The sequence below is a fragment of the Streptosporangium sp. NPDC001681 genome, from assembly GCF_040298085.1.
Lineage (GTDB): Bacteria > Actinomycetota > Actinomycetes > Streptosporangiales > Streptosporangiaceae > Streptosporangium.
Window position 1 is genome coordinate 19,050 of the sequence record NZ_JBEOZN010000083.1, and the last position, 26,370, is coordinate 45,419.

Below are 26,370 nucleotides of genomic sequence, written 5' to 3' on the forward strand. Positions count from 1 at the left end.
GCCCACGCTGACACCACCGTGTCGGGCACGCCGTGTGAACCGCGAACTTCGGGATCACCCGCACCGAGGCGGACAAGGCCGCGAAGGGCGCGAAGGATCTTCAAAGCGCGTTGGATGGCCTGAAGGACAAGACGATCACGCTCACCGTGAAAACGGAGTATCAAGACGAGCTGTCTCGGGATGCACTGCGGGAGGCGAACAAGCGGGCTGACGGCGGGATCTACAGCACGGCCGGGAGACAGTACATGGCTGACGGCGGGATTCGTGCCGCGGCCGGACCGGTGCTGATGGCCGGCGGCGGTATCCGGGCGGTGGGGTCGAGTCCGGCGGCGAGGATCGCGAGCTCTCCTCAGCTGATCTCTGGCCGGTCCGGTCCTGACGTGATCTTCGCTGAGGCGGGCGCCGAGGCGTTCATCCCGTTGAGCCCGGCGAAGCGCACCCGCGGCTTGCAGGTCCTCGGCGAGACGGCTCGGCTGATGGGTCAGGCGGTGGTGCCCATGGCGGGCGCGGTGTCGAACACGTCTTCGTCGGTGTCGAACATGGTGAGCTCTTCGAACACAACCAACTGGTCACGCACATCCAGGCCGGTGCAGTCGTCACACGTCAGCAGTTCCTCGGCGACGTACAACACGGCGAGCGGTGGGCCATCCTCGCCGGGCGGGTCGGCTGGCCAGGCTGGTGGAGACGTGCATGTGCATGGCATGACGGTCCGCTCCGAGGCCGACATCAACCAGTTCGCGGCGCAGGTCGCGATGCGTATTTCAGGGCGTGGCTGAGGTGTCCTGTCCGGGGCTCCAGGCCGATATTGGACTCACTAATCAACTTGGAACGGGTACAGCCAATGGGTCAGGATGTCCGTCCCAGTACATCCAGATCTCACCAGGGAACGGTTCCTCGTTGACATCGATGATGTAGAACTCCACGGACCCACCGGATCGGATCGCAGCGTCTTGGGGAAGTCCTTGCACGATCCCACTGGTCTGCTCCGTATCCACGTTCACCCCCGTTGCAGTGGCGTCGCCGGTATTGCGTAGCCGGTACAGGGCGTTCTGTACCGGCTCGATCCGCCAAGAGATGGCTGGTGCGGCAGGCGGTCGCGCAGTCAGTTCCGCTAGTGCAACAGCCTTCTCCGCCGCGTTGGCTGAGCGTACCGACGCCTCCGTGTTTTCCTGCTGCGCTTTCGTGCTCTCCTGCTGTGCACGAAGAGTCTTACGGGAGTTCAGATAAGCCAGCAAGGCAACGAGCAGCGCTCCAAAAGCGGGGGCGTCGCCCCAGTCGATATCCAGCGACCGGAACCAATCGGCGAGTTCGTTCACGCGGCGGACAATAGACCGTTTCTCGGCTTACGTCCTCCCCTCCTTGCTTTACCTGCGGACGATCGACCAGGCGCCGTTTGCCTTGATCGACGCATACCGAGTGCCCGGAGGCAGCGACACGGCACCGTTGTAGGCTCCGACCTTGTTCACCACCAGATTGCGGGTTCTACCGTTCGCGTCCAGCATCCACACCGCGAAATGGCCGTCGCCGCTGTGGCGGATCTTCAGGCGGTGCAGGCCGCGGCTGGTGCTGCTCAGCCGAAGCACGTCATCCCCGCTGCCGCGGCTGGTGATCGACCAGGAACGGGCTTTCGTCAAGGGCAGTACCTGTAGGGTCCAAGCGCCATCGGCTTTGATGCTGAACGCGGCGGTCTTGTTGGACGTATTGGTGTTGAACGCCGCGGTTCCCTTATAGGCGCCGACCAGGTTGGCCAGAAGGTCGTCTTCTCTGCCTGACGGGTTGATGGTCCACACCGCGAAGTGTCCTTCCCCGTCATGGGTGATCTTCACGATGCCGGGCTTGGCCGTCGCCCGGATCCGCAGGAGCTGGTCACCCTCTCCGCGGTAGGTCGTGGCGGTCGACGTCTGCGGTGTCGTCTCGGCTTGGGCGGGGGGAGCGAGCAGAGCGGCGGATGCCAGCGCGGCGAGGGCGGCGAGCGTGCGAAGGGAGCGCATACAGGTACTCCAGGGGCAGAAGACACGGGCGGGAGAAGACGCCGCCGAATGCGTCCTGGTTGCCCAGTTATGCCGACCAGGTTGGGCCACCAGATTTTTCAGCTGGTGAAGCTGCTTCCGCTCGGGCATTCAAGGCGGGTTGCGGCGGACAGCGTGTCCGTTGCAAACGCGTAGCCGCTCGAGGGGCGGGTTTCGCGTCCGTCAGGGTGACGGTCTCAACCGTGCGGCGGTGGAGGGTGTCACCGCTGACACCCTCAAAACGGGTGCCCGTTCCTGCAGGTCGCTGGGGGTGAACGATTTGTTCCTCCCCGCTGAGCTGGGCGAAGGACAGACTGTCCCTCCGCAGCTGGCGACGGAGGCGCGCGGCTAGACCGCCAGCCCATACCTGGTAGCTGGCCAAGGCTGTATGTGTGTCCATGCGGGCAGGTGTAGCGGGTCGATAAGGCTTACGTCTGGTCTCAACCCCGAGCAGTGCGGCCGATCGTTGTATTGATCGGGCATCCCGATAGGGATGGCTGGTCGGCTCCGCCCATGCGGGAAGCGTTGTCGGGACAAGCCAATACAGTTTTGTCAGGCACCGAACGCCCGGCCTCTTTGCCGAGAGACCGGGCGTTCGGTGCCTGGCCGGGCCAATGGACCCAGCGCTTAGCAACCTGCTTGTTTCGCATGCTCAGGGTAGCGAAGCGCGCTCTCATTTCCGAGAGATTGGGGCCGTCGGCCGTAGTTCGTCGATGTGCCCTGGAGGCACCCATGAACAACTTCACGCTGTCTGTACAGATCCCTGGCGAGTGGGGGGGGTCACGTGCGGACGATCGTCATCACGATCGTGATCGTGGTGGCTGTCGTATACGGGGTGGACCTGAGTTTCTTCCCCTGGGCTCCGCGTCTGTGATGCTGACATAGGTTCGGCAGTACGCGAACGGTGGCCCCCTTCGCGCAAGGCGGCCGCCGTTGCGCTGTTCTCAGGTCTGGGAGGTTTGGGAGTTGGACGCCCCAGGCTACTGGAGTTCGCCTTCAGGGCCGCCGGGGCCAGTTGTGGCAGTCTCGGCCACAACTGCCCATGACCTGGTCTTCAGCTTCGCTGCCTGAATGAGCTGGGTGAACTGCCTCCGGGGTCGTTGGCACCTGTGGTCGGGTCCAGTCCGGCAAGCGGAGATGGGTACGGCGGGGACAGCCTGTCCCCACCCTTGGCTGTGGGGCCCAGCCGGTTTGCGATCTTCAGGGTGACGGTCGCAGACCCGGATCGCGATGAAACAGCTGCCGTACACAGGTACGCGAGAGGTGTCACACGGCCCTTCGGTGATGCCTCCCACTCCCCAACAGAACCACGTTCACCAGACAACCCCGGCGCACCCCCAGTCGTCTCACAAGCGCCCTACCCTCACCGTGCGGCTCGACAGCCGAAACCCCGAGGAGACAGCATGACCTGGGACGACCGAGACTTACCGGTACTCAAGGCCATCATCGAGATGACCGAAGCGGGAGCCACACTCATCCAGCCTCACGAGATCGTCGAGAGGCTGAAGATGGACCCGGTTGACGTCCGTCGTGCGCTTGCTGCTCTTGCAGGAGCACAACCGCCGTACCTCCAGTTCCAGGACGCTACCGACAACGAGTCGGACGGCCTCGAGATCGACGCCATCCACAGCCCAACCGAGGCAGCACGCCGGGTGGTGGGCGTCTGGCCTGCTGAGGTTCTCGCTAGGCAGATCATCGCCGGGCTCGAAGCTGCAGCCGCAGCTGAACCTGATGAAGACAAGCGCAACAGACTCAAGCAGACAGCCCAATTCCTTGGAGGCACAGGTTGGTCGGTCCTGCTTGGGGTGGCGGGAAACGCGGCCTCCATGCTGATCGGCCTGTAAGCCATGGATGACCTGATCAGGCGGGATTACGGCATCACCAAGGAGGACAGGTGAGCGCTGAAATATGGGCGGCGATCATCGCTGGTATCGCTCTCTTCGGATCGTTCGGAGCGTGGCGTACCGCGTTCCACGCCAAGCAAGCCGCGGCGGCGCTTACCGCGATCGAGGCCCGCCGCTGGCACGCCGACATGACGCCCACCTTCGACGTCACCTGCGCCCGCGAATGGCTCGGCGACACGATCGGCGAGCGGGCGCTCTTGAGAATTCGTTTCACCGGCCCGCCGGGACTCGACAAGCTGACCATCAAGGTGACAGTGCGAGACGACTGGCCCGACCGCACATCCATCCTCGCCGGCGGACCTACGCAGGAGCAGATCAAGGCTCAGGTCTGGGGCCCGTGCCGGTTCATCCACGGCGTGGACGGCGGCTCCGAAGATGGACGCGCCGCCGCCCCGTTCTCTCTGCTGCCCGGTGACGGCCGCCAGCTCGCCCTGGACCGCACTGGGAGCCCTCACTGGGCTATCCCCACAGACTGGCGTCAACGCTACGACGGCGCCCCTTTACGGCTCGCCTTGCATTGCGCCCACGGAGACGACAAGCCGTGGACCGTGCACTACGAGGTACCCATCGACGAGACCAAACCGGCGTGAAGCACCTGGCTGGCACATCCTCGTCAACCCTGACGGTCGCGTCGTCGACCTGCACATCACCCAGGAGAGGGCGATACCCTCACCCTCGCCCGACAGGCAACAGCTGTAGCTGCTGACGGTGCCCCCGCCCGGAGGACGAGTCGAGGCGAGGGCACCGTCCGCGGCCGGCTGTTCGGCGAACGTCTCGTCCAAGATGTCGCCCGGCCACGCCTGGCCCCACGAGCGGCCCCGGTGTGCACCACCGCCCGCGGGAGTTGAGTGCGCGCTAGTCCGGCGCAAGTAGGGCGTCTGCGGCCATCACGGCATCAGAGTTCTTTCGCGCCTCGAAGCTGGGTCTTGCTCGATGTAGTGCCCCAGGCCGTACCGACCGGCCTCTGTGAGCCGTTCGGAGACCAGGGGATGCAGTCGGGTACTCGCGTGCTGTGCGGGCAGCAGCAGCCAGTCGTCAACCTCGTCGGTCTGCAGGGTGAGCGCGGCTATGTCCTCGGGCAGCAGAGTACGCGTGGCGAAGATGAACGCGATCCGGTCGCGGCGGTCGAGGCTGCTGGCCGGTACCCATGCGACGGTGACAAGACGGCGGGCCTGCAGGCCCAGCAAACCGGTCTCCTCGCGGGCCTCGCGGGTCGCCGTAGCGGCCGGGCTCTCGCCGGGCCGGGCGCGTCCGCCGGGGAGCTGCCACCGGTTGTGGTCGCTGGTGGTGCGCAGGATGAGCCACCGGCCCACTTCGTCGCACGCGAGAAGGTGGGCGGTGATGGCGCAGCCGTACGGTTCGGCCGAGGTCATTTCCGGGTGGCGGTGATCAGGTTGCGGGCGCCCTGGTGGAGCAGGTCGGCGGCGACGCGGGCGCCGAGGGTGGCGGGGTCGGAGTGGTCGCCCCAGGCGTGGGAGCGGACGAACGCACTGCCGTCGCGGTTGAACACCATGCCGAACAGCCCAATCTTCCCGTCCGGGGTGGTGGAGGCGTGGCCGGCGATCGGGCTGTTGCAGTGGCCGCGCAGCATGTGCAGCATGGTGCGCTCAGCGAGGATGTGCCGGGCGGTGGGTACGTGGTTGAGGTCGTCCAGCAGTCGCATGACCGGTCCGTCGGACTGGCGGGCCTGGATGCCGATGACGCCCGCACCTACGGGCGGCACCATGGACACGCCTTCGCCTGTGGTGTGGAACTCCAGGGGCAGGATCTCGTGGTGGCGCTCCAGCAGGCCGAGGCGGCTCAGGCTGGTGCGGGCGAGGATCAGCGCGGCGTACTTGCCCCCGTCCTCGTCGAGCTTGGTCAGGCGGGTGTCGACGTTGCCGCGGATGCGTTCGGTGCGCAGGTCGGGCCGGTGGATGCTGAGCTGGGCGCGGCGCCGCACGGAGCTGGTGCCGATCAGTGATCCGGCGGGCAGGTTGGCCAGGGCGACACCGTCGCGGGTGATGACGACGTCGTGGACGTCGTCGCGTTCCAGGTAGGCGCCGAACGCGGTGCCTTCGGCGAGGGGGACGTCGCCGGGGACGTCTTTGACGCAGTGGACGGCGATGTCGATCCGGCCACTGGTCAGGGCGTTGTCGATCTCTTTGCTGAAGGCTCCTTTGCCGCCGATCTCGGCTAGGTCGCCGGGCCACAGGTCGGCGCTGACCTGTGTGGGCACGATCTCGATGGGGATGCCGGGCGCGATCCTGGTGATCATGTCGGCGACATGGTTGGCCTGGATTTTGGCCAGGGTGGAGGTGCGGGTGCCGATCCGGAGCGGGGTGTTGGCGAATCGGTTGAGGAACACGTCGGTCATGGGATCGAGGCTCTCTGTAAGAGAAGTTATGGCTACGGGGTGTGGCGAAGTGAAGGTGTGCTGATGGCCATCGGATGGTGTCCCTGTCAACGCCTCCGGCGGGACACCATCATCGCGGCCGGCTCATGAGGGGTTCACTGGTTCGGCGTAGTGCGTGCCGAGCCGTCCGGCGATGCGGCGCGCAACCCGCGGCACATCGTCCGTCGGCGCCTGATCGGCGGGCTCTTCGAGGAAGCAGGCACCCCAGCAGAAGACCGTGCCCGCCTGATCAGCCCACACGGTCAGCCCGGCGCCGATGATGAGGCGGGGCTGTCCCTCGTCGTAGGAGATCTCCGGGTAGATGCGGTGGGCGTGCAACTCGGTCCGCAGATGCTTGAGAGCCGCGACGGCGCCGGTGTGCCAGGTGGCCACGTTCAGCCGGTCGCCTGCCGGGGTGCCGTGGGACGGGATCAAGGCCGGCCTCTTTCCTGCGGGGCGGGGTGGGGGCCCGGGACTCGTTCGTCGCCCCCGATGGGCAGCACGCGGGGGTGGGGGACGAGCCCCAGGGCCAGGAGCGGCGGTGGTGGGATCCGCTGCAGCTCGGCTTCTGCCTGCTGCATGAGGTCCCACAGTTCAGCGGCGCTGGCCGCGTGGACGATGCGGCACCCGTTGGGGTCGATGCACTGCCAGGCCTCGAAACGGCGGTGGCGCAGGCTCCACATGACCAGCCAGGTCGGCGCGTACTCCTGCACCTGTTTCGCGGCTCGGACCGCGTCGGCGTCAGCGCGGGACAACATGGTCGGCCAGGATCACGTCGGCCAGCAGCGGCAGCTCGCTGTCCAGCAGCGAGGTGGCGGGGCGGGCGCGCAGGATCTCGTAATGTGCGGCGAGATGCTCGGCAGCCGTGGTCAGCGTCAGCTCGGAGCTGAGTGCGGGCGCGCCGGAGTCGCTGAGTTCGGGGCTGGTCCACCAGAAGCTTTCGCTGTCGGTGTAGGCGAGCAGTCCTCGGTAGACGGAGAGGATGGCGTTGCCGGACTGCAACTCGTGGACATCGGCTGAGATGCCGTAGACGTTGGCCAGCACCGCGGCCAGGTCCTCAGCGTGCCGCACAGCTGGGCTCTTGGCCTTCGCTCCTGACGGTAACCGCATTGGGAGTGACACATGGGTGACGCTAAGTAAGAGAGTCTCTGCCAGGGGACACACTTCGTGCCCCCTGGTTACGGTCAGACCAGAAGCTCGATTCGGTCGGCCAACGCGCGTGCCTGCGATCGGAGAGACGCCGGGCCGTCGATCAAGTCCATCGTCATCCGGCGGGCATACCCGTTGTACTTCATCGTCTCGGGTGCGGTCTGCTGGGCGAGTTCCAGCGTGCCGAGCACAGCCGCGTGATCGCGCCGAAGGTGGTGAGCGCGGGCAACCTCGATCAGATGCCGGCCTCGACGGGGCCTGGACGGGATTGGTGCGGCGAACGCGGCCTCAGCTTGCCGCGCGGACTCGCCGCTCTGGTGCAGTTCCACAGCGATCGTGACGGCATGCGGCGCCATGATGATCCGGGAGAAGCTTGTCCACGGCTGGTAGTAGGTCTCTGGGAGGCGCTCGGCGACGCGGGCCGCTTCTTCCCAATGCAGCCACGCATCGCCGCTCTCGCCGAGCCGGGCAGAGGTGAAGGCCAACTCAAAGGACAGGGCCCCCCACATCGCCCGCAGGTTAAGTTTGTCCTCGGACATCGCGGGCTCGATCGTGGCCAATACCTGGTGGTTGAGATGCTGGGCTGCTTCGAAATCTCCGGTGTCGCGGTGCGCTGCTACCAGGAACCAAGCCGCACATGTGAGTGCAAGCGGGTCTTCGGACTCTTGCGCGGCCAGCAGCGCGCGATCTGCGACCCGCCACAGTAGATCCTGAGCAGGCTGGTAGGCGAGGAACATCTGAGTCAGGCCGTAGGTCTCGGTGAGCAGGGCGAGCGCTCGCCGCCGATCGGCGTCCTGGTAGAGCGCCGCCGCGAGTTGTACGTCCCGTAGAAGGTCCGGCAGGAGCTCCCCGAGGGCGGTCCGGTGGTCGGGGGCGGCATGTCGGGCTCGCCACGCCGCATCCAGGCGGGCCCGCAACGTCGTCAGCGGCTGGACCGTGCCGACCGGCAGTAGCGGAGCGAAGTTGATGGCTGTCCGTACGGCTTCGAGAGCGGGGTGGCCTGGTCCGGTGAACATCCGCACAGGCATGGACTGATCTCCCGTCAGCTCGGACAGGTCGCGGACACGGAGCGCCTCGGCGAGCTGAATGAGGATTGGTAGGCGCGGATTCTGTTGGAGGCGTCCGCTCTCCACTTGCTTTAGCCATGATTCGGATTTGCCGACCAGGCCGGCTAGGACTTCCCGTGTCATGCCGCGCCGTATTCGTAGGGCGCGGATCCTTTGTCCCACGGTGAGTACCGGACCGAGGGGTTCGTTGGTAGCGTTGCTCATAGGCCCTGCACCTTCCTGAGCGTCTCGACAACCTCAGGCTACGGTGCAGGGCCTTCGTCATGCTAGGAAGCGACTCAGGCCGCGCTGAGACGACGAACGCCCCCACCCCGACGAGCAGGGCAGGGGCGCCAGCAGACTCCGCTACTGCACGATCTTGCCGAGAGCCGCCTCGAACGCTTCGGCCTGCTGCGGCGTCAACTCCTTCGACACCCGCAACAGGACAGGACCCGCCACGTAGTCGTACTCGCCGAGCACAGGGAGCTTCTCGCCGATCCCCTGGATATAGTCGGCCCGCTGCTCCGCCTGCTCCGCGTCCTCGAACACTTCGACGCTGCCGCCAAGCCCCACATCCCCCTCTTTGCCGCTGGCCACCTTGGAGGCGTCGACGCGTTGGTCGGTGAACGACGCCTTGGAGGTGTAGCCGTTCGGGCGGCCCAGCAGCTTGTTCGGGTCGGTGTCCGCGGTGTAGGTCACGGTGAGCGTGACCGGCAGGCCCTGTTCGGTGATGGCCTTGACGACACCGGCGGCGTCGAGGTCGGTGGTGGGGCCGCCGCACGCGGTGAGGGTGAACAGCAGCGCCGCGGCGGCGGTGAGAGCGGAGGGGAGACGCACGGGCGAGTTCCTTCGGGGGGTGAGGGATAGAGCGCCTGTGAGACGGCTGGGGACGGTCCCGGGTTGCCATCTCGTCCACTAACGGACACCACGGCGGTCGGTGTGTCTGTACAGGTGTGGCACCCTCGCGGAGGGGGAGTGATGACGTTGCCGCAGCGAGGATCATTCATCGCCGACAGGGAGAGTTGGCCGGCGGACTAGCGTGAAGAGAGCCCCGCTCGTCACGAAAGACGAGGGGGCTCCGTGTTCTCGGCCGGATTCGAACCGGCGTCTGGGGCTCCCCGAGGGGATGCCCCGATCCTAGGCCGCTGGACGACGAAAACACCTGTGATCAACTTACAGGCTGCGTGGTGACCAGCACCACGCAGGCCAACTCAGCATTACCGGCGCACTTCTCCCTTGCCGCCGCACCGGGGCGCGGCCCACTGTCCAGGGCCGATTGAGCATGGGAGCCTCTCAGGCTGCCGAACGGATCGCGTTCACCCCCTACTCCCGCAAAGCCCTTGCAGTCGCCGAAGAGCTGGTCAGGCAGAGCGGCGCCCCTGCTATCGGCTGCGAGCATCTGCTCATCGGCCTCGTCCGAGTCGGCAGAGGAACTGCAGCGGCTGCGCTCAACGACGCCGGTTTCGACCCCGCGGTCCTCGACAGTGACGGGTAGCTGCACCTGCCGGGCATCCTGTCATAGCGGGAACAGGGGGCTCGGTAGTATCAGCGGAATTTTCAACGGATAGTGAGTCACGAACGCCGCACCCGTGGTTGCGGTCTCGCTGGATCCCTAGACCAGGTAGACGGGTGCGAGGTCGACGAATATGCGGTAGTCCGTGATCAGGCCATCGTCGCGGGTGCGCCAGATCGATACGGCTACGACGCTGACATCCTTGCCGTCGAGCCGCCGGTAGGTCACCTCGGTCTCGGCGATGATGTCGGCATCCACCTGCCAGTTCCTGACGATCCGGTGCCGCAGGCCGCCGATGGTGGAGAAGAATGCCCGCAACCCGGCGGCGATGGCCTCACGTCCCGCCATCGGCTCGGCATTGCCGAACACCAACGTGGCGTCCTCGGCCAGCAACCGCACGAACTCTCTGACGTCGAACGAGTCGACTGACTGGAAAACGCGTCGCACCACATCGTCGGTCATGCCGATCCTTCCTCGCACAGTCGGGATCACTGCTGGGGACGATACGGGGCGAAGGGCGACGCGCAACTATCGCCAAGGTGGCTATCTCATCGCCACAAGGCTCGCCGAAGATCTCCGAATCCGGGGCGCGGCATCGTGGCCGGGCCCGGCGCGGCGGCCATTCGGAATCACTCAGAACGACACGAGAAGCAGCGCGAAACGATGAGAACCAGTGAACGCCAAAAGCCGGGCTCGGAATGCCTTCCAGGAGACCACCGCTGGTCGGTCACCATGGTGGATCAGACCTCGATGCCTTGACCGGTCCAGCCCCTAATGGGGGTGAATCGAGTCTGCCTGGCCAGGCCGACTCGATTCGGTACGCCGCCGTCAGGTGAGCGCTGACCGCCTCCGGGTTGTTGAGCTTTAAGGCCAGACCGTGCCCCTGACCGGTGGCCGGGAGGGGTGATCTCCGGTGGGATGTCGTGCCCGGCTCCTCACGGTGGTCGTGAGTGCTGATCCTCAGGGCGAGACGGTTCTCCCGGAGGGCTTACATCCTCCGGATGTAGGGCCCAACGAGGAGCCGGCCTATGGGGCGTTGCCGGTGACGGTGCACACCCCGTACGGGCCATTCGCGACGTCCTCCCACATGACTTCGTCATCGACCGTGATGCGGCACGTCACCGCCCCTTTGGCGCCTGCGTTTTGCGCCCACAGGTACAGGTATGGGGTGTCGTTGACTTTGATCTCTTTGCTGTACGGCAGGGGCACGCCCTGCTCTTGCTTGATGTCGTACTTCACGCTGTAGGTGATGTTGCCCGCGCTGGTGGCCCCGTCGCTGCCGATGGCTTCGAACAGCACCGTGTGCGCACCCGACGTGTTCTCCTGCTCCTTCTGTACGGCGGGCGGGCTGTTGTGGCTGAGCTGCGTGCGCCCCGCGTTGGGCTCGGGGTCGTTGAGGGCGCTGAACCCGGCGCTGACGATGCCGCTGACGACGAGCACCCAGTAGAGGATCCATAGGCCGGTGAGGATCCAGCCGAGGATGACGCCGGCCAACGCCATGCTGTGGCCGTCGGTACGATCCCTCCTGATTTGGCCGAGGGCCACATGTCCGAACACCACGGCCAAGATCGATGTGAATCCGCAGGTGATGAACCCGGTAAGGCCGAGCACAAGGCTGGCGACGGCGAGCCCGTTGGTTTTCGGCCGCGGGGCCGCGTACCCGTAGCCGTATCCGGGTGGGGGCTGCTGGCCATAGCCAGGCGGGTAGCTCACGGGTTCTCCACATTTCGGGGGTACGCGTGGGACGCCTGTTACCTATGAACGGTTGTCGCCGTGGCCGAATCCGGTCACCTGCTGTCCGATGCGCTGTACGAACATCGCTCTCGGACGCTCCACAGGATGAAAAATATGCCGTGGTGGCCGTCGTCAACACGCGGTGGCTCACTCTGCTGTGAGCGCCTCCGGCGGGGGACTTCGGCTCCGAGATGATCCACGACAGGGCCAACCCGTGGCGGGCTAAGGTGGTGAATCTGCTCGTCTCGTCTGTCATCGCCCAGGTGGAGCCCTGCAGACCGACTTCTCCGGCGCAGGCCCGGGTCCGTGCACGTAGGCCAACCAGCGCATGAGGAAGGTCACCGGGAACATGGACACACGACGCCGAGCTCGCCCCGCCGTCCCTCCGGGGTGGGTGATGGCAGACGAGACGGTCAGGGCAAAAGGCGGTGCGGAAAGCTCTTCCGACCTCGATAGGATTCACGCGCACTTCGATGTGTTTTGATATATAAAATTCGGAAGGGACTTGTGACGAGCAGTCGGGTTGCTTTAAGGGAAGCCTGCGCGCGATGGGTTGTGATTCCGCTTACCGGGATTGTGTTGATCACATTGTCGGCTTGCGGAGCGTCCGAGGAAGAGCGTTTTGCGCGATCTGCGGAGAGTATGGAGCAGGTGGCGCGTACGGTGAAACCGGATGCGAGGTCAGCGGACGAGCCTCGCCAGATCGGATTGTTTGAATTCACTTCAATCTACCGATACGAGGATCTGGTGTACTTCCAATTGAGCCCCCGGGCGGACGTAGATCCGTATGGCTACGTCTGGAGCCCGAAAGGCGAACCCGTGGATTCTCCTGACGACGCGGCTGCGCAGTCTTTTGAACATGTGCAGGGTCCTTGGTATCGGTGGAGCGAGAGCTGGTAGGGGTCGGGAGAACGGCGGATCGGTCAGTGACGGCGGTCGCCATCGAATGACATGGCGACCTGATCACGGTCATTACTGGTTGGGTACGGCAACGCGGCTACGGGGGAGACCGCGTTGCCGTAGGTCGTTCGTCCTGACGCGGTCCTCGTTCGGGCCGGGGGCGGCGCAGCGTGACCTCGGGGCCCTCATCCGGGGCGCTTGGCACGGGCCTGGCGGTAGCGGGTGGGGGAGGCGCCGAACTCGGCGACGAACGACTGTCGAAGGCTCTCGGCGGAGCCGAACCCGCAGCGGGTCGCGATGTCCGCCACGGAGAGCGATGATGAGACGAGGAGTCGCTCGGCCGCCTGCGTGCGTGCCTGCCTGATGAAGCGACCAGGCGTCTGGCCCAAGTGCTCCAGGCTGAGCCGAGTCAGGTGACGCTCGCTTACGTTCAGCCGGGCAGCCAGCGTCGTGGGGCTCAGATCACCGTCTAGGTTGTTGACAATGTGGTCGACCACCTGCCGAATCAGCGGATGTTCCGGCGGCGGCGCGCCCACGAACATGCTGATCTGCGCCTGGTCGCCCGGCCGCTGCAAGTAGGTCACCAGGGCACGCGCCACGATGCGGGCCAGGTGAGGGCCGTGGTCCTCCTCGATGAAGGCAAGTGTCAGGTCCAGGGCGCTGGTGACGCCTGCCGCGGTCGACACGTGTCCCTCGCGGATGTAGAGCGGGCCGGGATCAACCGTGACGTTGGGATGGTGGGCGGCGAGCGTTCCCGCGTACCTCCAGTGCGTGGTGGCGCGCCGCCCGTCCAGCAGTCCGGCGGCGGCCAGCAGGGTCGCGCCCGTGCACACCGATGCCACCCGCCTGCTGACCGCGGCCAGCCGACGTATGTGGGCCAGGAGCACGGGATTTTCCGCGGCGACCTCGTGACCGACCCCACCGGAGACGACCAGGGTGTCGAGCGGCCCGGTGATGCGTTCAAGGGCTTCCTGGCTTTCCAGCGTCAAACCCGAGTCGCAGGGCAACGACCTGCCACCCGAGGTGGCGAGGCGTATTCGGTAGGGAGGAGCCGCCCCCAACTGGTTGGCCATATGGAGCGGCGTGGTCACCGAGGCGATGTCCAGTAACTCTGACTGTGGATATCCGATCACGACGGTCAGCCGCTCGTCCATGAGTGCCCATTCTGCTGGGGAACCGACACGAATCCCAAGTTTACCGACAGGACCGAGGCCGGCCATGGTTCGCGCGACCGGCAGGTCGTTGGATCTGAAGCGCAAGGAAAGCCATGCGGCCACCGAGGTCGTGGTATGCGCGTGGCGGGGACGCAGCCATCGGCGATGGAAACGGAGAGGCACGAATGCACGTCAACAAGCTCGTCGTCGCGACGTTGTTCCTGACCGTCAACTCGATCGCGGGAGGAGTCGCGGGCGCAAGTCCCGTACCGGCGCAGCAGTCTACGGCCACTCTCTCCGCGTCGTTCGCCGTTACCTGCGGAAGCAGCCGGCCGCCCAGTGGCTACTATTACGATTCCACCTATGCGAACCCCAACGCGTGTCTGAAATGCCAGTCGGCAGGTGCCTTCTACGAGGTCACCGGAAAGTGGCGCGCCTACTGCCGGAGAGTGAACAACTCGAACGGCGCGGTCGCATGGGCCGACCTCCATCTCTTCTGCGTGGCATGCAGAAGTGCCGGCACGAGTCCGCACATCAATGGGGTAAGGCCCTCGGCGGAGTCAGCGTGACCAGGACCTGAGCCTGCGGGACATCGCCTCAGGGCGTGTCATCACCAAGGGCAAGAAGGAGAGCCGGTACCGAGGCGTCAGCGGTCATGTCGATGTCGATGGCGGTTCGGCGGCTTCGAGGCGTTCGGCTTGACGTGCACATGCGTATCGCGCCGAGTCGAAATCAGCTCGGCAAGCACAGGACAACGCGCACAGGAAAGGGCGGGATCGAATGGTGAAAGTCTCTCGTACGGCCATCGCGGCAGCCGTGACCGCTGCGGCAACCGGATTTACCATCCTCGTCGCGTCGCCGGCGCAGGCCGACTATTCCGACTGCATCTCATACCTCGAAGGAGGGAGGTATCAGATAAGCCCCCCGAGAAGGGACGCCTGCCGGGTCGGCGCCACTTCCGCGGCCGGAAGCTGGTTCCTCTGCTGGGACGGCCTCGTGGACACGCGAATTCCGTCGAGGGTGGCCGCAGCGGCCTGTGATCGGGCGAAACAGTAGTGGCGGTGCGTTTCACGAACCCCCTCGGACAGACACTCGGCGACAGGAGTGCCTACAGCGGCCGAGCGCATCCGTGGTCCGCGCCATGGACGTAAATGGCCGCGGTGCCGTGTCGATCTCGAATTCGATCAGGTATCAGGAGCGAGTCATGGGCAAGAAGCGAATACTGACCGGGCTGATCGTGGCCGGCGTCATCGGAACATTCCCCATCGCCGCCACGCCCGCCCAGGCGTCGACGTCACCTGCGGTGATGGCCGACTACTGTGACAGGAACCCGCCTGGATCCGGTTCGGTACCCGGGGACCGGTTCGCGGGCGAGCGCCCGGTCGCCTGCGGAAAATGCTACGAACAAGGACTCTATCTGCGGGCGAAGGGCCAGATCTCACAATTCTGGTGTGAATACTTTAACGTCTTTAAATATGCAAGGATGTACGTCAAGTAACGAACGAATCCGCCGGTCCGCGGCGCACCGCTCCCCGCGCACGCGAAGAAGCTCCCCCGCCTACGACGACGCGGTTACGCGGGGGAGCCGACGGCTTCAGGCCTGCTTCGACGGCGTCCGGCCGTGCCGGGGAGGCCACCCGTTCGACTCCATCATCCTGGGTCAGTGACGTAGCAACTGGACGATGGCGACGGTACCCACCGCCACGATGAGGATGCGCAGCACCGCGGGGCTGAGGCGGCGGCCTATTTTGGCCCCGACCGGGCCGCCGAAGGCGGAACCGGCCGCGATGAGCACGACGGCCATCCAGTCGAAATCCGCGGAGAAGAGGAAGAAGAGCGCAGCGGCGGCGTTGACGACGGCCACCAGGACGTTCTTGACGGCATTGAGACGTTGCAAGGTCTCGTCGAGGAGTACCCCCATCAGGGACATGTAGATGATTCCCTGGGCGGCGGGGAAGTAGCCGCCGTAGACGCTGGCGAGTGTCAGTCCGGTGAGAAGCAGCGGGCCTTCGTCGGGGCGGGCGGAACCGCTGGTGCGTTCGCGGCGGCGCCGTACGCTTCTGCTGATCCGGGGCTGGAGGATGACCAGGACGAGGGCGAGGCCCACCAAGGCGGGCACGATCTTCTCGAACGCCGTGGTGGGCAGGGCCAGCAGAAGCGTGGCGCCCGTGAGGCCGCCGAGCAGGGCGCCGACGCTCATCTTCAGGATGCGCCGGCTCTGGCCGCTGAGCTCCGCGCGATAACCGATGGCCCCGCTGATGGAGCCGGGTATCACGCCGAGTGCATTGGAGACCGCGGCGGTGACGGCCGGCATTCCGGTGGCGAGCAGAACGGGAAAGGTGATCAGTGACCCGGAGCCGACCACGGTGTTGATGGCGCCGGCGCTGACGCCGGCCGCGAAGACGGCGAGCATCTCCCACGGCGTCACGCCGTCTCCTCCCTCGCGGGATCGGCGTCCATGCCCGGCCAGGCGGCGCGTGTGGGCCATGCTTCGCGGCGTACCGGACCGAGCGACCCCGGAACCAGCGACCCGGTGGCGGCCCGGCCGGTTGTGCGGACGGAGTCGCAGACCGAGGAGCACAACGCGACGGTGACGCCTGCCGCGGCCAGGGCGGGCGACAGGGTGGGCGATTCCGTCTGACGGCCGGTGTCCGGCGAGGTTCTCACGCGGCAGACGCTAAACCGGAAATACTTCGGCGCTCGGCGAAGTATCCCGACCCCGGACGAGGTGACGCTCTACCTGCCGGCCGAGTGGTCGGGGCATCGAGACCACCTTCGGCCTGAACGCCGTCCTCGGCAGCCTGCGGGCACGCCTCGCAGCGCTTCGGCGCGGGACCTTTCCCTTTATAGCCGCATATGCCCTGCCTATGAATATTGACGTTTTCTTGACGCCTGGCCATGAATCGATGGGCTCTGACATCAGTAGTGTGCATTGCGTCTTTACGGATACTTGATGTGGGGGGCCGACAGTGGCCGGCAGGACTGGGCCACTACAGACGTGGCTGCTCAAGGGCTTACAGACCGACCGTGAGCAGATAGAGCACGGTCCGCACAAGAAGCACACGTGGTGGCAGGTCATGTGCCTCACGGGCGTCGACTACTTCTCCACCCTCGGTTACCAGCCGGGCATCGCGGCGCTCGCGGCCGGCGCGCTGTCACCGCTGGCGACGCTGCTGCTGGTCATGCTCACCCTGTTCGGGGCGCTGCCCGTCTACCGCAGGGTCGCGGAGGAGAGCCCGCACGGCCAGGGCTCGATCGCGATGCTGGAAAAGCTGGCCCCGCAGTGGTGGGGCAAGTTGTTCGTGCTCGCTCTACTCGGGTTCGCCGCCACCGACTTCGTCATCACGATGACGCTCTCGGCCGCCGACGCGACGGCCCACATCCTGGAGAACCCGTTCGTCCCCGACTTCCTGTCGGGCCAGCGGGTGCTGGTCACGCTCGTGCTGCTCGCCCTGCTCGGCGGGGTGTTCCTGATGGGCTTCAGCGAGGCGATCGGCATCGCCGTCGTCCTCGTGGGCGTCTACCTCGTGCTCAACGCGATCGTGGTGGCTGTGGCCGTCACGCACGTGCTCGATGCCCCCAACCTGGTCATCGACTGGCAACACGCGCTGACCACGACCTACACCAGCCCGATGGCCATGATCGGGCTTTCCCTGCTGGTGATGCCGAAGCTCGCGCTGGGCCTGTCGGGTTTCGAGACGGGCGTCGCGGTGATGCCGATCGTCAAGGGCGACGTCCAGGCCCGGATCAAGGGCACCAAGCGGCTGCTGACCTCGGCGGCCATCATCATGAGCGTCTTTCTGATCTTCAGCAGCCTCGTCACCACCGTGCTGATCCCGGAGCAGGAGTTCGAGGAGGGCGGCAAGGCCTCAGGGCGGGCGCTGGCATTCCTGGCGCACGGTTTCCTCGGCGACTGGTTCGGCACGTTGTACGACGTCAGCACCATCGCGATCCTCTGGTTCGCCGGGGCGTCGGCGATGGCGGGTCTGATCAATCTGGTGCCGCGCTACCTGCCCAGGTACGGTATGGCGCCCGACTGGACGCGGGCCGTACGCCCGCTGGTCCTGGTGTTCAGCGCGATCGGCTTCGCCATCACGATCATCTTTGACGCCGACGTCGAAGCCCAGGGCGGTGCCTACGCCACCGGTGTGCTCGTGCTGATCCTGTCCGCCTCCGTCGCCGTGACGCTGTCCGCGTGGCGCAAGGGCCAGACCAGGCTGATGGGCGGCTTCGCCGCCGTCTCCGCCGTCTTCGCCTTCACGCTGGTGGACAACGTGTTCGAGCGTCCGGACGGGGTGAAGATAGCGTCCTTCTTCATCGTGGCGATCATCGTGACCTCGCTCATCTCCCGGACGACCCGCTCCACCGAGCTGCGCGTCACCGAGGTGACCTATGACCCGCTGGCCAGGCAGTTCGTCAACGGGGCCTGCGGCGAGGTGCACCTGATCGCCAACGAGCCGCACGAACGTGACCAGGCCGAGTACAACGACAAGCTGCGCGAGCAGTGGCTCAACCACCGCCTGCGCAGCTCGGAGCAGGCCATGTTCGTCGAGGTGACGGTCGTCGACGCCTCGGAGTTCGAGACCGAGCTGGTCGTGCACGGCGAGGAACGCTTCGGCCACCGGATCCTGCGCTTCGAGAGTCCCACGGTGCCCAACTCGCTGGCCGCGCTCCTGCTCGACCTGCGTGACCGTACGGGCCGGATACCGCACATCTACTTCCACTGGACCGAGGGCAATCCGGTGGCGGCGATGCTGCGCTACCTGCTGTTCGGCGGCGGAGACGTACCACCGATGACCCGAGAGGTCCTCCGCCAGGCGGAACCGGACATCACCCGCAGGCCGCACGTCCACGTCGGGTGAGCCGCACTCCTCGGTGAAGCGCGGGTCCTGCCGGTCGAGGTGGCGTCGCAGGCACTCCTGTGCGCCGTTTCCGCCGTGCCGTCAAGAAGGTGTCAACAGTCGGCCTGCGGGCGTATGAAATGCGTTAAGGACGGCAAAATCTCCCAAATATCCCGCTTTTCTATGGGTGTTAGAAGAGCAAACATTCGGATTAGAGGAGTGGGGATGGCCGACGTCATCTTCGTCGCCCTGACGATCGCGTTGTTCGTGATCTTCGGGTTCGTCGTCAAGGCGGTGGAGCGCCTGTGAGCGCCATCAACGCCGTCGGCCTTGTGATGGCCGTCGGTCTGGTGATCTTCATGGTCGCGGCCCTGCTGTTCCCGGAGCGGTTCTAGTGAGTACGACAGCAGCCGGGATCATTTTCGTCGCATCCCTCATCATCGCCCTCGCGCTGACGCACAGGCCGCTCGGCGACTACATGTACCGCGTGTACTCGGGCGTCAGGCACAACGTTGTCGAGCGCGGCATCTACCGCCTGCTCGGCGTCCGCCCGGACGCCGAGCAGCGGTGGGGTGTTTACGCCCGCAGTGTGCTGGCGTTCTCCGTCGTGTCGATCCTGTTCGTGTACGGCATGCAGCGCTTGCAGGACAAGTTGTGGTTGTCACTCGGCTTCGACCCGGTGCCCGACCACATCGCATGGAACACCGCGATCAGCTTCGTCACCAACACCAACTGGCAGGCCTACTCGGGTGAGTCCACCATGGGCCACCTGGTGCAGATGGCCGCGCTGGCCGTACAGAACTTCGTGTCCGCCTCTGTCGGCATGGCGGTGGCGATCGCGCTGGTGCGCGGCTTCGCCCGCAACCGGGCTGACACCATCGGCAACTTCTGGGTCGACCTGGTGCGCGGCACGGTCCGTATCCTGCTGCCCATCGCCTTCGTCGGCGCGCTGGTGCTGGTGGCCGGCGGTCTGGTGCAGAACCTCTCCTCCCCGCATGAGCTGAGCACCCTGGCCGGCGGCACCCAGTCGATCACCGGCGGTCCGGTGGCCAGCCAGGAGGTCATCAAGGAGCTCGGCACCAACGGCGGCGGCTTCTACAACACCAACTCGGCGCACCCGTTCGAGAACGCCACCAGCTGGACCAACTGGTTCGAGATCTTCCTGATCCTGCTCATCCCGTTCGCCATGCCGCGCACCTTCGGCAAGCTGGTCGGCCAGGTCAGGCAGGGTTACGCGATCCTCGCCGTGATGGCGACCATCGCCATCACCAGTGTCGCGCTGACCAACGTCTTCGAGCTGGGCGCCAACGCCACCGTGCCGCAGGCCGTCGGCTCGGCGATGGAGGGCAAGGACGTCAGGTTCGGCGTCTCCAACTCCGCGACGTTCGCCGCGGCGACGACTCTCACGAGCACCGGCGCGGTCAACTCCTTCCACGACTCCTACACCCCGCTCGGCGGCATGATGACGCTGTTCAACATGATGCTGGGCGAGGTCGCGCCCGGCGGCGTGGGAGCGGGCCTGTACGGCATGCTCGTGCTGGCCGTGATCACGGTCTTCGTGGCCGGGCTCATGGTCGGCCGTACCCCCGAATACCTGGGCAAGAAGATCGGCGCCCGCGAGATCAAGCTGGCCTCGATGTACTTCCTGGTCACCCCGATCCTCGTGCTCGTCGGTACGGCTGTCGCCATGGGCAACGAAGCGGGTCTGGCGGCCATGCTGAACAGCGGCCCACACGGGTTCTCCGAGATCCTCTACGCCTTCACCAGCGCCTCGAACAACAACGGCTCCGCGTTCGGCGGCGTCACCGTCAACACGCCGTGGTACGACGTGGCGCTCGGCCTGTGCATGGTGCTCGGCCGCTTCCTGCCGATCATCTTCGTGCTGGCCCTGGCCGGATCGCTGGCCAGGCAGGCCCCGGTTCCCGAGTCCGCAGGCACACTGCCCACCCACCGGCCGCAGTTCGTCGGCATGGTGGTCGGCGTCACGATCATCCTGGTCGCCCTGACCTTCCTCCCGGCCCTGGCGCTGGGCCCGCTCGCAGAAGGAATCAGCTGATGTCCACCCCAGTGCTCGAGGCGCCGGGACAGGCGCCGACGCCGCAGAAGAACGGCAGGGTCGGCGGTGGTCTGCTCGACCCCAAGCAGTTGATCAGGTCACTGCCCGACGCGTTGAAGAAGCTGAACCCGGTCTCGCTGTGGCGCAACCCGGTGATGCTGATCGTGGAGATCGGCGCGCTGGCCACCACGGTCCTCGCCGCCACCAGCGAGTCGTCGTTCTTCGCCTGGGCCATCGCCGTCTGGCTGTGGCTGACGGTGGTCTTCGCCAACCTCGCCGAGGCCGTCGCGGAGGGCCGCGGAAAGGCGCAGGCCGCCACGCTCCGTGCCGCCAAGCGCGACACCACCGCCCGCCGCCTCTCCGGTTGGGCGCCGGGCGCGAACGTGTCCTCGTGGGACACCGTCGGCGCGCCGGAGCTCAAGCAGGGCGATCACGTGATCGTCGAAGCCGGGGAGATCATCCCCGGCGACGGTGACGTGATCGAGGGCATCGCCTCGGTGGACGAGTCGGCCATCACCGGCGAGTCCGCACCCGTGATCCGCGAATCGGGTGGTGACCGCTCGGCGGTGACCGGCGGCACCAGGGTGTTGTCCGACCGGATCATCGTCCGCATCACCCAGAAGCCGGGCGAGAGCTTCATCGACCGGATGATCGCCCTGGTCGAGGGTGCCGACCGGCAGAAGACGCCCAACGAGATCGCGCTGAACATCCTGCTGGCCGCTTTGACGATCATCTTTCTGGTCGCCACCGTCACCATGCAGCCGATGGCGATCTATGCCAAGAACGTCAACCCCGGCATCGCCGACTCTCTCGCCCTGACGGGCGACGGTGTCACCGGCATCGTGCTGGTCTCGCTGCTGGTCTGCCTCATCCCGACCACGATCGGCGCGCTGCTGTCGGCCATCGGTATCGCGGGCATGGACCGGCTGGTCCAGCGCAACGTCCTGGCCATGTCCGGCCGTGCGGTCGAGGCGGCAGGAGACGTCAGCACCCTGCTACTCGACAAGACCGGCACGATCACGCTGGGCAACAGGCAGGCATCGGAGTTCCAGCCCGCCTCGGGGATCTCCGCCGACGACCTGGCCGCCGCCGCGCAGCTTGCGAGCCTCGCCGACGAGACGCCTGAGGGCCGCTCGATCGTGGTCTACGCCAAGCAGGCGTACGGCCTGCGCGAACGTCAGCCAGGCGAGCTCGCTCACGCCGAGTGGGTGGAATTCACCGCCCAGACCCGCATGTCGGGGGTCAACGTCGACGGCCGGCAGGTGCGTAAGGGCGCGGCGACGGCCGTCATGAAGTGGATACGCGAGAACGGCGGCCGCGCGACCGAGGAGGTCGGCCACCTGGTCGACGGCATCTCGGCCTCGGGCGGCACCCCGCTGGTCGTCGGCGAGATCGCCGACGGTAAGGCGCGGGTGCTGGGGGTCATTCATCTCAAGGACGTCGTCAAGCAGGGCATGCGCGAGCGGTTCGACGAGATGCGCCGGATGGGCATCCGCACCGTCATGATCACCGGTGACAACCCGCTGACGGCCGGGGCCATCGCCAACGAGGCGGGAGTGGACGACTTCCTGGCCGAGGCGACTCCCGAGGACAAGCTCGCGCTGATCAGGTCGGAGCAGGAGGGCGGCCGGCTGGTCGCGATGACCGGTGACGGTACCAACGACGCGCCCGCGCTCGCGCAGGCCGACGTCGGGGTGGCGATGAACACCGGCACGTCGGCCGCCAAGGAGGCCGGCAACATGGTCGACCTCGACTCCAACCCGACCAAGCTCATCGAGATCGTCGAGATCGGCAAGCAGCTGCTCATCACCCGCGGCGCGCTGACCACGTTCTCGATCGCCAACGACATCGCCAAGTACTTCGCGATCATTCCCGCGATGTTCGCGGCGGTCTATCCCGGCCTGGACGCGCTGAACATCATGCGTCTGGCCAGCCCGCAGTCGGCGATCCTGTCCGCGGTCGTCTTCAACGCGATCATCATCGTGGCGCTGATCCCGCTCGCCCTGCGGGGGGTGCGTTACCGCCCCTCCAGCGCGTCGAAGCTGCTCAGCCGCAACCTCTGCGTATACGGTCTGGGCGGCATCATCGCGCCCTTCATCGGCATCAAGCTGATAGACCTTCTCATCCACCTCCTTCCGGGGATGTCGTAAATGAAACACATGCCCATCTGGATGCACAGATACCTCGCCGCGCTCCGCACGCTGCTCGTCCTGACCCTGCTCACCGGTGTCCTCTACCCGCTGGTGGTCACCGGCATCGCCCAGGTCGCCTTCAACGACGGGGCCAACGGTTCCCTCGTGAAGAAGGACGGAAGGGCGGTGGGCAGCGCGCTCGTCGGCCAGAACTTCACGGACGCCGCGGGCAGGCCCGTCGGGAGGTACTTCCAGAGCCGGCCGTCCGTGGCCGGCGACGGCTACGACATGCTCTCCACCGCCGCGAGCAACCTGGGACCCGAGGACATCGTGGACGTCCTGCCCGTTCCGGGTGCCAGGGGCGGCGAGGGCAGGCGGAGCCTGCTCACCCAGGTCTGTGCCCGCTCCAGGGCCATCGGGGAACTGGAGGGCGTCAGCGGTGCCCGGCCGTACTGCACGCCCGACGGCGTCGGCGCCGTGTTGAAGGTCTTCCCGGCGGTCGGCACCCCGACCAGGGCCGTCAGCGTCAACCAGGCCTGCCCCGCGTCCCCGTTCGTCGCCGAGTACCGTGGTGTCAGGGTCGAGTGCGATAGACCCGGCGAGAGCTACGCGGCCGGCCGCACCGTTCCGGTCCGCGGCACGACGGTCCGGGCGGTCGTGCCCGCCGACGCGGTCACCGCCAGTGGCTCCGGCCTTGACCCGGACATCTCGGTCGCCTACGCCGAACTCCAGGCGGCCCGCGTGGCCAGGGAGCGCGGAGTGCCCGTGGAGAGGGTCAGGCAGCTGATCGCGGAGAACACCACGGGCCGCACCCTCGGTTTCATGGGCGAACCCGCGGTGAACGTCCTCGCGCTCAACCTGGCGCTCGACAGAGGTTGACCTCCGCCCCGGTGCCGGGGACCGGGGTCTCCACACTCAAGGAGATGTGATGAACCAGAGACGGGGGCGGCTGCGCATCTACCTCGGAGCCGCCCCGGGGGTCGGCAAGACCTACATGATGCTCTCCGAGGGCCACCGCCGCCTCATGAGAGGCACCGACGTGGTCGTGGGCTTCGTCGAGACCCACGGCCGTCCCCGTACCGCGGAACTGCTCGAGGGCCTGGAGATCGTCCCGCGCAGGAGCATGGGCCACCGTGGATGCACGTTCACCGAGCTCGACGTGGACGCCGTCATCGCCAGGAGACCCAAGGTCGCGCTGATCGACGAGCTGGCCCACACCAACGTGCCCGGCTCGCGCAACAGCAAGCGCTGGCAGGACATCGAGGAGATCCTCGACGCGGGCATCGACGTCATCTCCACGGTCAACATCCAGCACCTGGAGTCGCTCAACGACGTGGTCGAGGAGATCACCGGGGTGGTCCAGCGCGAGACGATGCCCGACGAGGTGGTGCGCCGAGCCGACCAGGTGGAGCTGGTGGACATGGCCCCGGAGGCACTGCGCCGCCGGATGGCGCACGGCAACGTCTACGCGCCGGAGAAGGTCGACGCGGCGCTGTCGAACTACTTCAGGGTCGGCAACCTGACCGCACTGCGCGAGCTGGCCCTGCTCTGGGTCGCGGGCAAGGTCGACGAGCAGCTCGACCGCTACCGCGCCGAGCACGGCATCTCCGGCACCTGGGAGGCGCGGGAGCGCGTCGTGGTCGCGCTGACCGGCGGCCCGGAAGGCGACACGCTGGTGCGCCGGGCCGCCAGGGTCGCGGCCAGGAGCAAGGGAGCCGACCTGCTGGCCGTGCACGTCACGCGCGCCGACGCGCTGGCCGGAGTGGATCCGGCGAGCATGGTCCGCCAGCGCACGCTGGTGGAGGACCTGGGCGGCACCTACCACCAGGTCGTCGGCGACGACATCCCGCGCGCACTGCTCGACTTCGCGCGCGGCGTCAACGCCACCCAGCTGGTGCTGGGAGCGTCCCGGCGCGGCAGGTTCGCCCAGATCCTCTCCCGGGGGGTCGGGGTGACCACGATCGCGCAGTCGGGGTCCATAGACGTTCACATGGTCACCCACGAGGAGATGAAGAAAGGGCGCGACCGAGCCCCGTCGCGGACCGCGCTGACCCGCCCCAGGCGGGTGGCCGGCTGGGTCATCGCGATGCTCGGGCTGCCGGTCCTGGCCCTGGGGCTGCACCTGCTCCGCGACGGGGTGAACCTGCCGAGCGACATACTGCTCTTCCTGCTCACGGTGATCGTGGTCGCCCTGGTGGGCGGCATGTGGCCGGCCGTCACCGCGGCCGTGTTCGGCTTCCTGCTGCTCAACTACTTCTTCACGGAGCCGCTCGCCGGCTTCACCATCGCGGACCCGGAGAATCTGTTCGCGCTGAGCGTCTACGTGCTGGTGGCCGTCATGGTGAGCGCCGTCGTCGACCTCGCCGCCCGCAGGACCAGGGAGGCGGCCCGCGCCCGTGCCGACGCGGAGATCCTCTCCACTCTGGCGGGACACGTGCTCCGCGGCGAGCACGTGCTCGCCTCGCTGCTCGCCCGGCTGAGGGAGACCTTCGGCCTGTCCTCGGTCACCCTGCTGGAACGTACCGGAGAGCCGGTGCCCGAGGACCAGGCCGACCCCGAGGCATGGCGGATCGTCGCCGCCGCCGGCGTCGACGTGCCCTGCACCTCGCCCGGCGCCGCGGACACCGACGTGGTCATCGACGAGCGGCTCGTCCTCGCCGTACGGGGCAGGCTGCTCGAGGCCTCCGACCGGCGGGTGCTGGAGGCTTTCGCCGCCGAGGCGGCCGTGGCCCTGCGGCAGGACCGGCTGGAGGAGGAGGCGGAGCAGGTCAGGCCGCTGGCCGAGGCCGACAGGATGCGTACCGCGCTGCTCGCCGCGGTCAGCCACGATCTGCGCACCCCGCTCGCCTCGGCCAGGGCTGCCGTGGAGGGCCTGCGAGCCACCGACGTCGACTGGTCCCCCGAGGACAGGGCGGAGTTGCTCGCCACCGCCGACGAGTCCCTGGCCAAGCTGGACCGTCTGGTCGCCAACCTGCTCGACATGAGCCGGCTGCAGGCGGGGGTGCTCGGGGTGGCGCTGGAGGCGACCGCGCTGGAGGAGGTCGTGCCACGCGCCATCGACGATCTCGGCGAGCTGTCCCGGCGGATCGAGGGTGACGTCTCCGCCGAGCTGCCCGAGGTCGTCGCCGACCAGGTTCTGCTGGAACGCATCCTGGTCAACCTCATGTCGAACGCCGTCCGCTACAGCCCCGAGGACATGAAGGTCCTCGTCACGGCCAGCAGGCACGGCGACCACGTGGAGATCCGCGTCGTCGACCGCGGCACGGGCATACCGTCCGAGGCCTACGACCGGATCTTCATGCCCTTCCAGCGGCTCGGCGACCGCGACAACCACACCGGTGTCGGCCTGGGCCTCGCGCTCTCCCGGGGGCTCGCCGAGGCGATGGGCGGCACGCTGCTTCCTGATGAGACGCCCGGGGGCGGTCTCACCATGATCCTGACGCTTCCCGTCTCCCCGGACTCGCGGGTGCACCTCGCCGAGGAGGGCATGTGACCCGGGTCCCGATCGCCGAGGGCCGTGCGGGCCGCCCCCCGCCCGGGCGGGGGGCCCCGCCCCCG

General features: G+C 66.9%; 26 protein-coding genes and 1 tRNA gene. 12 read left to right on the top strand and 15 right to left on the bottom strand.

Translation table 11 applies throughout. The features are described 5' to 3' along the window. The first annotated feature begins 110 nt into the window (after window positions 1-110). Window positions 111-776 carry a hypothetical protein gene (locus tag ABT130_RS31100; RefSeq protein ID WP_350961342.1) on the top strand — a complete coding sequence of 222 codons (666 nt, stop codon included), beginning with the start codon at window positions 111-113 and terminating at the stop codon, window positions 774-776. Window positions 777-818: 42 nt separating this feature from the next. On the opposite strand, the gene ABT130_RS31105 is transcribed toward ABT130_RS31100, so the two are convergent. Together ABT130_RS31105 and ABT130_RS31110 are read right to left on the bottom strand one after the other, a co-directional pair. Continuing rightward, a complete protein-coding gene (locus ABT130_RS31105; RefSeq protein WP_350961345.1) occupies window positions 819-1,316 on the bottom strand; it encodes a hypothetical protein in 498 nt (165 codons plus the stop codon). Window positions 1,317-1,364: 48 nt separating this feature from the next. Beyond that, entirely contained in the window at window positions 1,365-1,991 is a 627-nt protein-coding gene (locus ABT130_RS31110; RefSeq protein ID WP_350961347.1) for a hypothetical protein, read from the bottom strand. 1,421 nt (window positions 1,992-3,412) lie between these two features. Here ABT130_RS31110 and ABT130_RS31115 point away from each other — a divergent pair. Then, the gene (locus ABT130_RS31115) at window positions 3,413-3,853 is read left to right on the top strand and encodes a hypothetical protein (protein WP_350961348.1); all 441 of its coding nucleotides are present in this window, start codon (window positions 3,413-3,415) and stop codon (window positions 3,851-3,853) included. A 50-nt stretch (window positions 3,854-3,903) separates the two neighbouring features. Continuing rightward, window positions 3,904-4,503: a hypothetical protein gene (locus ABT130_RS31120; protein ID WP_350961350.1), complete on the top strand. Its 600-nt coding sequence runs from the start codon at window positions 3,904-3,906 to the stop codon at window positions 4,501-4,503. 297 nt (window positions 4,504-4,800) lie between these two features. Here ABT130_RS31120 and ABT130_RS31125 read toward each other — a convergent pair whose 3' ends face one another. The 8 genes from ABT130_RS31125 to ABT130_RS31160 all read right to left on the bottom strand — a co-directional run bounded on the left by ABT130_RS31125 (window position 4,801) and on the right by ABT130_RS31160 (window position 9,642). Continuing rightward, the gene (locus ABT130_RS31125; RefSeq protein WP_350961352.1) at window positions 4,801-5,286 is read right to left on the bottom strand and encodes an NUDIX domain-containing protein; all 486 of its coding nucleotides are present in this window, start codon (window positions 5,284-5,286) and stop codon (window positions 4,801-4,803) included. Further along, the gene (hemC, locus tag ABT130_RS31130) at window positions 5,283-6,269 is read right to left on the bottom strand and encodes a hydroxymethylbilane synthase (protein WP_350961354.1); all 987 of its coding nucleotides are present in this window, start codon (window positions 6,267-6,269) and stop codon (window positions 5,283-5,285) included. Before hemC ends, ABT130_RS31125 begins: the two co-directional genes overlap by 4 nt. A gap of 123 nt (window positions 6,270-6,392) precedes the next feature. Further along, a complete protein-coding gene (locus tag ABT130_RS31135; RefSeq protein WP_350961356.1) occupies window positions 6,393-6,722 on the bottom strand; it encodes a hypothetical protein in 330 nt (109 codons plus the stop codon). Beyond that, the gene (locus ABT130_RS31140) at window positions 6,719-7,045 is read right to left on the bottom strand and encodes a hypothetical protein (protein ID WP_350961358.1); all 327 of its coding nucleotides are present in this window, start codon (window positions 7,043-7,045) and stop codon (window positions 6,719-6,721) included. The genes ABT130_RS31135 and ABT130_RS31140 overlap by 4 nt, the downstream gene beginning before the upstream one ends. Then, a complete protein-coding gene (locus ABT130_RS31145) occupies window positions 7,029-7,358 on the bottom strand; it encodes a hypothetical protein (RefSeq protein WP_350961360.1) in 330 nt (109 codons plus the stop codon). The genes ABT130_RS31140 and ABT130_RS31145 overlap by 17 nt, the downstream gene beginning before the upstream one ends. Window positions 7,359-7,471: 113 nt before the next feature. Further along, window positions 7,472-8,707 carry a helix-turn-helix domain-containing protein gene (locus tag ABT130_RS31150; protein ID WP_350961362.1) on the bottom strand — a complete coding sequence of 412 codons (1,236 nt, stop codon included), beginning with the start codon at window positions 8,705-8,707 and terminating at the stop codon, window positions 7,472-7,474. A gap of 141 nt (window positions 8,708-8,848) precedes the next feature. Next, a complete protein-coding gene (locus tag ABT130_RS31155) occupies window positions 8,849-9,319 on the bottom strand; it encodes a hypothetical protein (protein ID WP_350961364.1) in 471 nt (156 codons plus the stop codon). Window positions 9,320-9,563: 244 nt separating this feature from the next. After that, window positions 9,564-9,642: transfer RNA gene (locus tag ABT130_RS31160), tRNA-OTHER, on the bottom strand. 122 nt (window positions 9,643-9,764) lie between these two features. Here ABT130_RS31160 and ABT130_RS31165 point away from each other — a divergent pair. Beyond that, on the top strand, window positions 9,765-9,977 hold the full coding sequence (locus ABT130_RS31165; protein WP_350961366.1) for a Clp protease N-terminal domain-containing protein: 213 nt from the start codon (window positions 9,765-9,767) through the stop codon (window positions 9,975-9,977). Between the two features lie 117 nt (window positions 9,978-10,094). On the opposite strand, the gene ABT130_RS31170 is transcribed toward ABT130_RS31165, so the two are convergent. The 3 genes from ABT130_RS31170 to ABT130_RS31180 all read right to left on the bottom strand — a co-directional run bounded on the left by ABT130_RS31170 (window position 10,095) and on the right by ABT130_RS31180 (window position 13,783). Beyond that, on the bottom strand, window positions 10,095-10,457 hold the full coding sequence (locus ABT130_RS31170; RefSeq protein ID WP_350961368.1) for a nuclear transport factor 2 family protein: 363 nt from the start codon (window positions 10,455-10,457) through the stop codon (window positions 10,095-10,097). Between the two features lie 564 nt (window positions 10,458-11,021). After that, window positions 11,022-11,708, bottom strand: a complete 687-nt coding sequence (locus ABT130_RS31175; RefSeq protein ID WP_350961370.1) for an MmpS family transport accessory protein — start codon at window positions 11,706-11,708, stop codon at window positions 11,022-11,024. 1,106 nt (window positions 11,709-12,814) lie between these two features. After that, the gene (locus tag ABT130_RS31180) at window positions 12,815-13,783 is read right to left on the bottom strand and encodes a GlxA family transcriptional regulator (protein ID WP_350930114.1); all 969 of its coding nucleotides are present in this window, start codon (window positions 13,781-13,783) and stop codon (window positions 12,815-12,817) included. Between the two features lie 185 nt (window positions 13,784-13,968). Here ABT130_RS31180 and ABT130_RS31185 point away from each other — a divergent pair, with 185 nt between their 5' ends. Continuing rightward, entirely contained in the window at window positions 13,969-14,352 is a 384-nt protein-coding gene (locus ABT130_RS31185; RefSeq protein WP_350961371.1) for a hypothetical protein, read from the top strand. Window positions 14,353-14,987: 635 nt separating this feature from the next. Beyond that, complete coding sequence (locus ABT130_RS31190; RefSeq protein WP_350930112.1) at window positions 14,988-15,281, top strand: hypothetical protein; 294 nt, start codon at window positions 14,988-14,990, stop codon at window positions 15,279-15,281. 162 nt (window positions 15,282-15,443) lie between these two features. On the opposite strand, the gene ABT130_RS31195 is transcribed toward ABT130_RS31190, so the two are convergent. Further along, on the bottom strand, window positions 15,444-16,211 hold the full coding sequence (locus tag ABT130_RS31195) for a sulfite exporter TauE/SafE family protein (protein WP_350961374.1): 768 nt from the start codon (window positions 16,209-16,211) through the stop codon (window positions 15,444-15,446). Continuing rightward, on the bottom strand, window positions 16,208-16,450 hold the full coding sequence (locus ABT130_RS31200; RefSeq protein ID WP_350961376.1) for a hypothetical protein: 243 nt from the start codon (window positions 16,448-16,450) through the stop codon (window positions 16,208-16,210). The genes ABT130_RS31195 and ABT130_RS31200 overlap by 4 nt, the downstream gene beginning before the upstream one ends. A gap of 302 nt (window positions 16,451-16,752) precedes the next feature. Between ABT130_RS31200 and ABT130_RS31205 the strand changes: the two genes are divergently transcribed. The 6 genes from ABT130_RS31205 (at window position 16,753) to ABT130_RS31230 (ending at window position 26,305) form a co-directional block, all read left to right on the top strand. Continuing rightward, window positions 16,753-18,645, top strand: coding sequence for an APC family permease (locus ABT130_RS31205; protein ID WP_350961379.1), 1,893 nt, complete (start codon window positions 16,753-16,755; stop codon window positions 18,643-18,645). A gap of 284 nt (window positions 18,646-18,929) precedes the next feature. Further along, entirely contained in the window at window positions 18,930-19,019 is a 90-nt protein-coding gene (gene kdpF, locus ABT130_RS31210; RefSeq protein WP_350961382.1) for a K(+)-transporting ATPase subunit F, read from the top strand. Beyond that, complete coding sequence (gene kdpA / locus ABT130_RS31215) at window positions 19,019-20,680, top strand: potassium-transporting ATPase subunit KdpA (protein ID WP_350930107.1); 1,662 nt, start codon at window positions 19,019-19,021, stop codon at window positions 20,678-20,680. Before kdpF ends, kdpA begins: the two co-directional genes overlap by 1 nt. After that, window positions 20,680-22,830, top strand: a complete 2,151-nt coding sequence (kdpB, locus tag ABT130_RS31220) for a potassium-transporting ATPase subunit KdpB (protein WP_350961385.1) — start codon at window positions 20,680-20,682, stop codon at window positions 22,828-22,830. Before kdpA ends, kdpB begins: the two co-directional genes overlap by 1 nt. Before the next feature lie 9 nt (window positions 22,831-22,839). Beyond that, window positions 22,840-23,691 carry a potassium-transporting ATPase subunit C gene (locus tag ABT130_RS31225; protein ID WP_502992230.1) on the top strand — a complete coding sequence of 284 codons (852 nt, stop codon included), beginning with the start codon at window positions 22,840-22,842 and terminating at the stop codon, window positions 23,689-23,691. Between the two features lie 49 nt (window positions 23,692-23,740). After that, window positions 23,741-26,305, top strand: a complete 2,565-nt coding sequence (locus tag ABT130_RS31230) for a DUF4118 domain-containing protein (RefSeq protein ID WP_350961387.1) — start codon at window positions 23,741-23,743, stop codon at window positions 26,303-26,305. Window positions 26,306-26,370: the final 65 nt, after the last annotated feature.